The sequence below is a fragment of the Okeania sp. SIO3B5 genome (genome assembly GCF_010692555.1).
GTDB lineage: Bacteria > Cyanobacteriota > Cyanobacteriia > Cyanobacteriales > Microcoleaceae > Okeania.
Genome location: NZ_JAAHHG010000399.1, coordinates 1 through 9,493, shown reverse-complemented (window position 1 = coordinate 9,493; position 9,493 = coordinate 1). Strand labels below are relative to the sequence as shown.

At 39.0% G+C, this 9,493-nt stretch carries 8 protein-coding genes and 1 pseudogene; 8 read left to right on the top strand and 1 reads right to left on the bottom strand.

Annotated elements, in window-relative coordinates; genetic code table 11:
- Positions 1–320 precede the first annotated feature (320 nt).
- Positions 321–2,201, bottom strand: coding sequence for a DUF1565 domain-containing protein (locus F6K54_RS33255; protein WP_293087646.1), 1,881 nt, complete (start codon positions 2,199–2,201; stop codon positions 321–323).
- Between the two features lie 563 nt (positions 2,202–2,764).
- Here F6K54_RS33255 and F6K54_RS33250 point away from each other — a divergent pair.
- From F6K54_RS33250 to F6K54_RS33215, 8 genes and pseudogenes are all read left to right on the top strand, one after another.
- Entirely contained in the window at positions 2,765–3,073 is a 309-nt protein-coding gene (locus tag F6K54_RS33250) for a hypothetical protein (RefSeq protein WP_293087644.1), read from the top strand.
- 892 nt (positions 3,074–3,965) lie between these two features.
- On the top strand, positions 3,966–5,048 hold the full coding sequence (locus F6K54_RS33245; protein WP_293087641.1) for a thiamine phosphate synthase: 1,083 nt from the start codon (positions 3,966–3,968) through the stop codon (positions 5,046–5,048).
- Positions 5,049–5,057: 9 nt separating this feature from the next.
- A complete protein-coding gene (thiS, locus tag F6K54_RS33240; protein ID WP_293087638.1) occupies positions 5,058–5,276 on the top strand; it encodes a sulfur carrier protein ThiS in 219 nt (72 codons plus the stop codon).
- Positions 5,277–5,492: 216 nt separating this feature from the next.
- Positions 5,493–5,669 carry a helix-turn-helix domain-containing protein gene (locus tag F6K54_RS33235; protein WP_293087635.1) on the top strand — a complete coding sequence of 59 codons (177 nt, stop codon included), beginning with the start codon at positions 5,493–5,495 and terminating at the stop codon, positions 5,667–5,669.
- A 22-nt stretch (positions 5,670–5,691) separates the two neighbouring features.
- A complete protein-coding gene (locus F6K54_RS33230) occupies positions 5,692–6,018 on the top strand; it encodes a hypothetical protein (protein WP_293087632.1) in 327 nt (108 codons plus the stop codon).
- A 229-nt stretch (positions 6,019–6,247) separates the two neighbouring features.
- Positions 6,248–6,643 carry an RNA-guided endonuclease TnpB family protein gene (locus F6K54_RS33225; RefSeq protein WP_293087629.1) on the top strand — a complete coding sequence of 132 codons (396 nt, stop codon included), beginning with the start codon at positions 6,248–6,250 and terminating at the stop codon, positions 6,641–6,643.
- A gap of 59 nt (positions 6,644–6,702) precedes the next feature.
- Positions 6,703–6,921, top strand: a pseudogene (locus tag F6K54_RS33220) (DUF1517 domain-containing protein); the annotation flags it as partial.
- 891 nt (positions 6,922–7,812) lie between these two features.
- The gene (locus F6K54_RS33215; protein ID WP_293087626.1) at positions 7,813–9,126 is read left to right on the top strand and encodes an FAD-dependent hydroxylase; all 1,314 of its coding nucleotides are present in this window, start codon (positions 7,813–7,815) and stop codon (positions 9,124–9,126) included.
- Positions 9,127–9,493: the final 367 nt, after the last annotated feature.

Sequence of the window (9,493 nt, the reverse complement as noted above, 5' to 3'; positions counted from 1 at the left end):
GTAGTCGCACTTTGCCAAATTGTGTCTACTATGTCGGAAAACTATTTAGACATCTTCATAAAAGAGGGAGTAGGCAGTAGGCAGTAGGCAGTAGGCAGTAGGGTGCAGGTTCATGTCATTAGAAAAAAATTGATGGATACCCACCCCTAACCCCTCCCAGGAGGGGAATTTGGGGAAATGGAGAGATTTGTATATTTGCACAATTTTTTGTATTTCTTATAAATATTCTCTGACGATAAAGAATTAGTCCTGGGAGTAGGGGAAAAGAATTGATAATTTCTGTTTTTGTTTTTCAAAAAAAATATTGTTTAATTTCTGAATCAATTAATAAGTATAATTTTGGCATTCAGACCATTATTCCGTAAAACTTTTAATAGTTGATCTGCCTCAAGACGACTACGAAAAGCTCCAGCTTGCATGACTGAGTTACCATTAATATTCGTATTAAAAGCATCTGGTACAAGCGATCGCAACTTATAGGTCTGAGCAGTATTATTGACATTGACAACTACTCGATAACGTAAACCCAAGGCAGCAGCACGACTTTGAGAATTACGACGTAGGGATAGTTTAGGCAAAGGGTTAGGATTAGGATTAGGATTTTGATTTCTGCCAATACCGGGAGGTACATAACCCCCACGGCCAAGGGGAATATTTGTGCTTGGTACAGATAGTAAACCAGGAGATGCAACTGGGGTAGTGGGTTCAAAACTTGGGTTAGTGTTCCTTGGGGGTAAATTTCGCCATCTTTCTAAAGTTCTGCTCCCTGACTCTGGTGGCGATACTGGTATTTCAATTGCTCGTGTATTCTGATAATTCGGATTAGTTTGTAGTAGTCTTTGTAAGTTGCCTTGACGACTTGTTGTCTGGTAGGAATTTCCCCTAGACCTTGGGGTTTCTGGTTTTGGTACGGGGATAATAATTGTAGTAGAATTTCCCGGTCTTTGTCGTGAAATAATATTATCAGAACTATTCTGCTCCTGTAATTTTTCTGCTGAAGCTGAAATATTTGGTTTCTTTGGCGTTGTCTGAATTTCTGGTTCAGTAGATGCCGTTTCCCTAACAGACTTTTCCTGGACAGACTCTGTTTCTCGATTTACTGTAGGGGTAGTTATAATATTCGGCAAAGGAGCAACTGGTGGGGGTGGAGCAATTTTCCCAGCAATGTCAATACTGCCATAATTACGACCACCTCCTAAAGAATTTCCATAAGCAGGAAGAGTTTGACCTTTTACTGCATGATAAATATTATACCGAGTGTTATTACGAATAGTATTACGACCAGGTTCTTGAGAGTTACCTAGATCGGGTAATGATTGAGCGATCGCTGCTACTCCATCTTTTCTATTACCTTCAATATAATTACCCCGCAAAATTGGGCGTGCATTTCCTTGAATAATAATCCCACTTTGATTTTCTATCAGACGGTTTCCCACTACTTTTGGAGCAGCATCATCAGATATTTTCATTCCAATACCAGTATTTTGAAACAAATTATCTCTAATTTCTGGCTGAGAATTATGATAAATTGTGATGCCACTTACGCCATTTTCATAGAAATTATTTTCCTGAATAATTGCTGTATTACTACCCGCTATAGAAATACCATTCACAGTATTACCAGTAAAAGTATTTTTACTAATAATACAACCACTAGATTCTATCCATAAACCATAACCTTGAAGATTAGGGTTTATGACTGTTACGCCACTTAAATTAGATTCATTAGCAGCTACTATTGTAATATTTTTCTGATTTAAAGTCGGGCTATTAAAATTACCTCCACCTTGAATCAAAACATTTTTTCCACGGTTAAAAGAGTTACCTTGAATTGTTATTTTTGGCTGCAAAATTAAAGGAAATTTTTCACCTGTTTGTCTATTGTAAGTTCCGGGAGCAAGTAAAATTGTTGTGTGAGGTTGAGCAATTCTCAAAGCATAAGTAATAGTTTTCAAAGGAGCGGTTTTAGTACCATCTCCAGAATCACTACCAACAGATGAACTAACATAAAGCACATTTATTTGAGAATTAGCTTGAGTTTCTGGAAATTTGGCCACTTGTTGTGTAAATGGTACTGCCAAACTTGCAGGAGTAAATATCCCTAGTAGTACAGTGGCTAAAATAGGTGATAAAAAGTTGATTTTACGCAGTAAATTTGTTTGATTATTTTCCTGCGAAAAAAGGATAAATATTTGTTTCACGGCTTTCCTCCTAGGAAACTGTGATAGACAATTTAGTTATTATATTGTTTCAAGTCTCTCTTATTATAGGTGTTTTGAAGAAATATTTTAATTTTTGTAAAGAGGGGTTGATTGTCAAAGATAATGGGTAAGTATTAGACAAAATTTGAAAAAGATAGTTATAGCTGAAGTCAGATAGGGGAGCTGTAGGATTGGCGATGTACAGAAGTTAAATTAGTAATTTGAGAGGTGCGATAATTTATTAACCGCTTATTTTTAGAGATAGACATGGAACTTTGCAATTACCCTAAATTATTTTTTATCTCTACCCATTTTGTTCTTAAAAAACTCTACTACTATAGCGCTACGCGTAAGTCAAAAGTTCAAAGTCTGCATTGAAAAGTAATCTCTGAATTGGTGCAATTTTCTGTGCTGTGCCCTAGTATTTTTGCCCTCCGATCCTCATTTTGTGCAACAATGTCCCTAATATAAATATTTTTTGGTAAAGAGATTAATTTCCTCTTGAGCTGATAAGATATGAAATGAAAAATTAACTCTATAAATTATCAAAGAGATAAATAATTATGAGTATGATGCAAACAGGTTCCGTTGACTTAAACTCCCCAGGAGCAAGTGCTACACAAGGCGGTGACCTTAGCCGTTTTACACAAGTTGACTTTCCTACACCATTTCCAGAAGGAACAACTGTAATTGTCATTCCTATGGTTCAAACCTTTAATGGACCAGATAACCCAGGAGTCCGTCTTGCTGATGTTACAACTACTGGATTTAAGATCCGAATGAATGAATTAGTTGCAAATGGTGGTAAGGAAACACTCTCAGATGGTAATCACACTACTGAAACAATTGGATGGGTGGCTTATTCTGTTTAATTTTGTCCTGACTGAAAAGTACTGAATTGTTGCGTAAGCGCAATATCGGGAGTAGATAAATAATCAGGTTGCCATTCAAGGCTATTGCACAAGATAAATATGCGATAGCCATTATCAGAAAAATCTACACCAAAATCGATATACTGTTAAATCGATATACTATTGTTTTCTGAGAAATTAAATAAAGCCTAAACTTAGGATCGCCCTCAAAGATATCCATTACTCCCTATTAGCATTAACTAGCAACAACAACTATAAGTCAACCGCGAAAATTAAGAAGTTACTCATAGCGATCGCTAAAATTTGTCTATCATTGCTATCCCCTAATTACATAAACAATTAATTTCACAAAAATTTCTAGCCTAAGAGTCAACATTTTTTCTAAATATGGCCTCACTATTTTGATACTTATCCTACAGTAGTAATCCTAATAGTTAAACTATTTCAGAAATTATTTGAACAATAGTTAACTTCTGGATTGCAGCCAATACTATACTATAAAGCGATCTATATTAATGGCAAATGACAAAATTTGTCATAATCTGCCCCTCAGTATTCGAGAGAGCAGGATTATAGTTATGTTGAAAATTTATATCAACGTTGCTTGAAGACCCGCGCTCTCCCGTTGGCGGAGGATGGTGGCGGCAGCTATTAGGGGAGCGTCCCATGGGAAAACCAATCAATCTTGCGGTTCTTACAAGGCTATGCTATCCTAACATAGAACTAGGCTGCTGGGCTAGCAGTTTCAGTCTGTGGAGCGACCGTAAGACCAGAAAGAGGTTTGGCCTCGGAGGTAGGTGCTAGGAAGCAGAAAGTCCTGAGCCGCGAGGTTTAGGAATCCCGCGCTGCCCTTGTAAGCGCAACGTCGGGAGGATGTCAAAGGGTAATTATTATGAATGATAAGTATAATTGGGGTCAAAATGTACAGCCTGGGGTTCGCAGAATTTTGGATGCTAACCTAGATAGGGCCAGAGAAGGTTTAAGAATTATAGAAGAATGGTGTAGATTTGGCCTCAATAGTATACATTGGGCAAATGAATGTAAACAACTACGTCAAGAGATCGGGAGTTGGCATAATACAGAATTAAGAATGTCCCGAAATACCCCTGGCGATCCAGGTACAGAATTGACTCATCCACAGGAAGAGCAACGCTCAGATGTTCAACAACTGCTACAAGTTAACTTCTGTCGCTTAGAAGAAGCACTACGAGTTTTAGAAGAATACGGAAAAATTTATAATTCTCAGATGGGTTCCGCTTGTAAACAGATACGTTACCGAGTTTACACCATAGAAAGTGGACTTCTCGCCTATACAAGATATCAGCAATTGCAAAACTCTCACCTTTATCTAGTTACCTCACCCAACGATAAATTAATCAATATAGTAGAAGCAGCTCTTCAGGGAGGGTTAACTCTTGTCCAATACCGCAACAAAACAGGAGACGATATAACAAAATTGACAGAAGCCCAAAAACTCTGTCAACTCTGTCATCGCTACGGCGCTCTATTTATTGTTAATGACAGAGTAGACTTAGCGATCGCTGTGAATGCAGATGGAGTTCATCTCGGACAGGATGATATACCAGTTAGACTTGCTAGACAACTGCTTGGCCCTCAGAAACTTGTAGGTCGTTCCACTACAAACCCAGAAGAAATGAAGCGAGCTATTCAAGAAGAAGCGGACTATATTGGAGTAGGGCCAATATATGAAACTCCTACTAAGTTAGATAAACCAGCGGCAGGTTTAGAATACATTAGTTATGCTGTCAATAATTGTACTATTCCTTGGTTTGCCATTGGTGGAATTGATATGCAAAATTGTGATGAAGTTCTATCTTCTGGTGCGGAGCGTGTATCTGTAGTTAGGGCAATTATGCAGGCGGAGCAACCAACTTTAGTAACTCAATATTTTCTTTCTCAACTAAATCGCTATCAAGCCCTACGCTCTCACAACATATTACCGGAAAAAATCTAAATAGTACTAATGTCAAGTCAAATTACGCTCAAGGTTAACGGAGAAACCCATAATTGTTTACCTCATATACTTTTACCTGATTTTCTGGAACAGTTGGGGCTAAACCCTCGGTTAGTAGCTGTGGAATATAATGGTGAGATTTTACATAGACAATTTTGGGACAAAACTGAAATACAAGCAGGGGACAAGTTGGAAATAGTTACTATTGTGGGAGGAGGGGTTGAATGAAGTCAGAAGTCAGAAGTCAGAAGTCAGTGCCGCTACGCGGAAGTTAAAAGTCAAAAGTTAAAAGTCAAAAGTATTGATTGGTAAGGCTTTTAGGATTTTGTGACTGGTCAGTTATTTCCGCCATCCTGCACTAGATTTGATAGGCAAAAAATGGGGCTAGTAACTGTTGCCCATAATCTGGTATTATCTATAATAATCTCCGATTATCTATAATTTATGCTACTAGGATTCAAAACTGAGTTGCACCCTAATAATCAGCAAAAAACCTTACTGGCCAAGCACGCTGGTGTAGCCCGTCATGCTTATAATTGGGGACTATGGTTGACTAGGAACATTCTTAATCACAATTCCAGTAATCCTGATAGTAAACTTAAATTTCCTACTGAAGCATGATTTGCATAAACTATTAGTAGCAATGGTTAAACCTAATAACTATTGGTATTATGAAGTTTCTAAGTGTGCCCCTCAATATGCTTTGAGATATTTGTCAGAGGCTTGGAAGCGAAGATTCAGTAAAGTCTCAGGACAACCTAAATTTAAGAAAAAAGGTAGAGACGATAGTTTCACTTTAGATGGTTCAATATCAGTAGGTTTTAATCAGATTAAATTACCAAGAATTGGATGGATTAAAACTTATGAAATACTGCCAGGTAATGTTACTCCTAAGTCTGTAACTATTAGCAAAACAGCAGATAAATGGTTTGTTAGTTTCGCTCTGAGAAGCCATACCTCAAATTACTGAAAAGTCTGTAGATGTAGTTGGTGTTGATCTAGGAGTAAAAGCTTTAGCAACATTGTCAACAGGGGAAGTATTCGATAGTGCTAAACATATGCAAAAATTTAGAATCCAAACTATCACGATTACAATACCTAAACAGACATAAAACTAAGTTTTCGCTCTAACTGGAAAAAAGCACAGCTAAAAATAGTGGCGTTGCAGTCGGGGAATAGCTAATATCAGAAAAGATACGTTGCATAAACTTACTACTTACTTGGCTAAAAACCACAGCCAGATAGTAATAGAAGACCTTAATGTATCAGGTATGATGTCAAATCATAAGCTAGCTAAGGCTGTTGCTGACATGGGTTTTTATGAGTTTCGTAGGCAGTTAGAGTACAAGTGTGAGTTATACGGTTCCCAACTAACCGTTGTTGATAGATGGTTTCCAAGTTCTAAAACTTGCAGTAGGTGTGGAACTGTTAAAGAATCTTTGTCTTTATCAGAGCGTGTTTTCAATTGCGAACATTGCAATTTTAGCTGTGATAGGGACTTGAATGCAGCATTAAATTTAGCTATGGCGGTCAGTTCGACCGTGACAGCCTGTGGACTGGATAGCGCCGGCGTTACCAGATTGAGGCAGGAATAGAACAGATGGTTTATAGAAAATCATAGATTTATATAGATAATCGTAGGTTTCTAAGAACGGAATATATTGTGGTTACTATTGTTGTTGGTACTCAAGGTAAATTACAGTTACCAGTTATTAATAGTACGGAAGATGTAAGACGTGCTTTAAGTCAAATGGGTACTATTTCTAGCGAGCAGTTATTAGCTGTTGAGGTTTTATGGACACCTCAAGCAAGTGGTGATACTTTGACTTCTGAGGATATGGTTGCTGAGTATCCTAATCTTAAATTGGTTTAATTAAAAGAAGGAAGAAGGAAGGAGGAAGAAGTAAAAAGGAAAGAGGAAAGACCGAAGTTGTGATGATTTTGGTTACGGTATAGCCAGTGGGAGCATCTTGCTCCCGTTCTAATTATTTTTGTCACTGCTTAATATAGTGAGTAGGGTACTGTTAGCGACTGCGTAACGCACCCCAACCCCAAGGCAGAAGAAAAATAGTGCGTGATACTCCACTTCGTTCCGCTCACACACCCTACTACTAAAGTCACTACTACTCTAAAGTGAAAATATCAGGAACGGGAACGGGCAAGATGCCCATTCCACACGACTATTCAAGTCATCCTGCATTTATGTAACGCCTGATTTTTTTATATATAGCAGTCACCACTATAGTTAGGACATCGGGTAATTATGATGATTTATGACGCGAGCAAGATGCTCGCACTAATTGTCAAACATGAACCTGGCGGTTGCTATAGCTTGCTAGCTATCAGCATTTTCCGTACCGGAATGCTCCGCAAACAGCACTCAGCTTTCAGCATAATAGTATAGCTAGTGGGAGCATCTTGCTCCCGTTTAATTATTTTTGTCACTGCTTAATATAGTAAGTAGGGTGTCGTTAGCGACAGCGTAACGCACCCCAACCCTAATGGGGAAAACGGTGCGTGATACTCGACTTTGTTCCGCTCACACACCCTACTACTAAAGTCACTACTACTCTAAAGTGAAAATATCAGGAACGGGCAAGATGCCCATTTCACAAAACTTCTGTCTCCTGACTCCTGTCTCCTGACTCCTGACTCCTTCTTCAAATTCTCTCTTCAGTCACAAATCACTCAGATTTTTCTGAAAAGTTGCGCCACAATATAGGCAGAGTATAAATTACTAGACACTTGATTATTTTTGATAAATATGGTAATGGAGCAACTTTCCCAAAATTCTCTATCTGAAACAACTGTCAAACCAAAATTAGATTACGATTTAGTTATTGTCGGTGGGGGTATCGCTGGCACTGCTCTTGCTTGTGCTTTGAAAAATTCTGGCTTAAAAGTGGCATTAATTGAAAGTCAACCTAAGTCTGTAGTTGCAGCTAGAAAACTTGCTTATAATCTTTCCTTAACATCTGGCAGAATATTAGATGGTATCGGAGTTTGGCAAAAAATTTTGCCTAACATCACTACATATCAACAAATTAGTCTTTCTGATGGTAACTATCCCCGTACTGTCCAATTTTATCCTGATGATTTGGCTATTACTGGTAAGAGGCCAAGTTCAAAGGAGGGATTGGGTTATGTGGGAGAACATCAGGTGATGTTGACGGCAATGCAGGAATTTTTGGCAGACTGCGAACAACTTACTTGGTTATGTCCAGCGGAAGTTTTGCGGGTAGATTATAAATCGGATTTTGTGGAAGTTGAGCTGAGACAGAAGGAGACAGAAAGTTTGTCTGGTGAAAATGAAAGTTTGACTGTCCGCTCTCGGTTGGTGGTGGGAGCAGATGGGGCGAGGTCTCCTATTCGTGAAGCTGCTAATATTGGGACTCATGGTTGGAAGTATTGGCAGTCTTGTGTGGCAATGACGATTAAAACTGAAAGGTCTCACAATAATATTGCTTTTGAGAGATTTTGGCCGAGTGGCCCGATGGGGGTTTTGCCCTTGCCGGGAAATCGCTGTCAGGTGGTTTGGACTGCTCCTCATGCTGAGGCGAAGGCGTTGCAGGAGTTGGATAAACAGGAATTTTTGGCTAAGTTGGAGTATCGCACTGCTGGAAAGTTGGGTAAGTTGGAGTTGTTGAGCGATCGCTACGTTTTTCCGGTACAGTTGATGCAGAGCGATCGCTATGTTGAACATCGTTTAGCTTTAATTGGGGATGCTGCTCATTGTTGTCATCCTGTGGGTGGTCAAGGTTTGAATATGGGTATTCGAGATGTAGGGGCGATCGCTGAGGTGATTAAGTTTGCTCATCAGCAAGGTGAGGATATTGGAGATATTGGGGTATTGAAGCGTTATGAAAGTTGGCGGAGAAAGGAGAATTTAGTAATTTTAGGAGTTACTGATTTTCTGGATAGAATGTTTTCTGGTACTTTGTTGCCTATAGTGGCGGTTCGTCGTTTGGGTTTGTGGGGTATGGGAATAGTACCGATTTTTAAGTCTTTGTCTTTGCGGGTGATGACTGGTTTATTTGGTCGTCATCCAGAATTAGCTCAGATGTTGTCTGTTAAGTAGGGGAGTCAGGAGTCAGGAGGGAAGAAGAAGCGAGAATAGAAGAAAGTTTTCTATCGTTAATTAGGGTTTGCTGAAAAAGTCTTATGGGTGAGGGTAGGAGTCAACCCACCCCTAACCCCTCCCAGGAGGGGAACTCAGAACTCAGGAGTCAAGAGGAATGGGGAATGAGCGAGGAGGCAGGAGAAAGAATTATCCCTTGATTTTTCTGCGATAGTTAACCCAAAATCCTAACTTTTTGAGTTCCCTAGAACGAAAACCTTGTACTTTTTCAATACCCAAAAAGGCTAAAAGCTTTATCTGTCAATGCTTTTAGTTTAATCAGCAAGCCCTAAGTAGAGGAGTCAGGAGTCAGGAGAGAAAAAGAAGC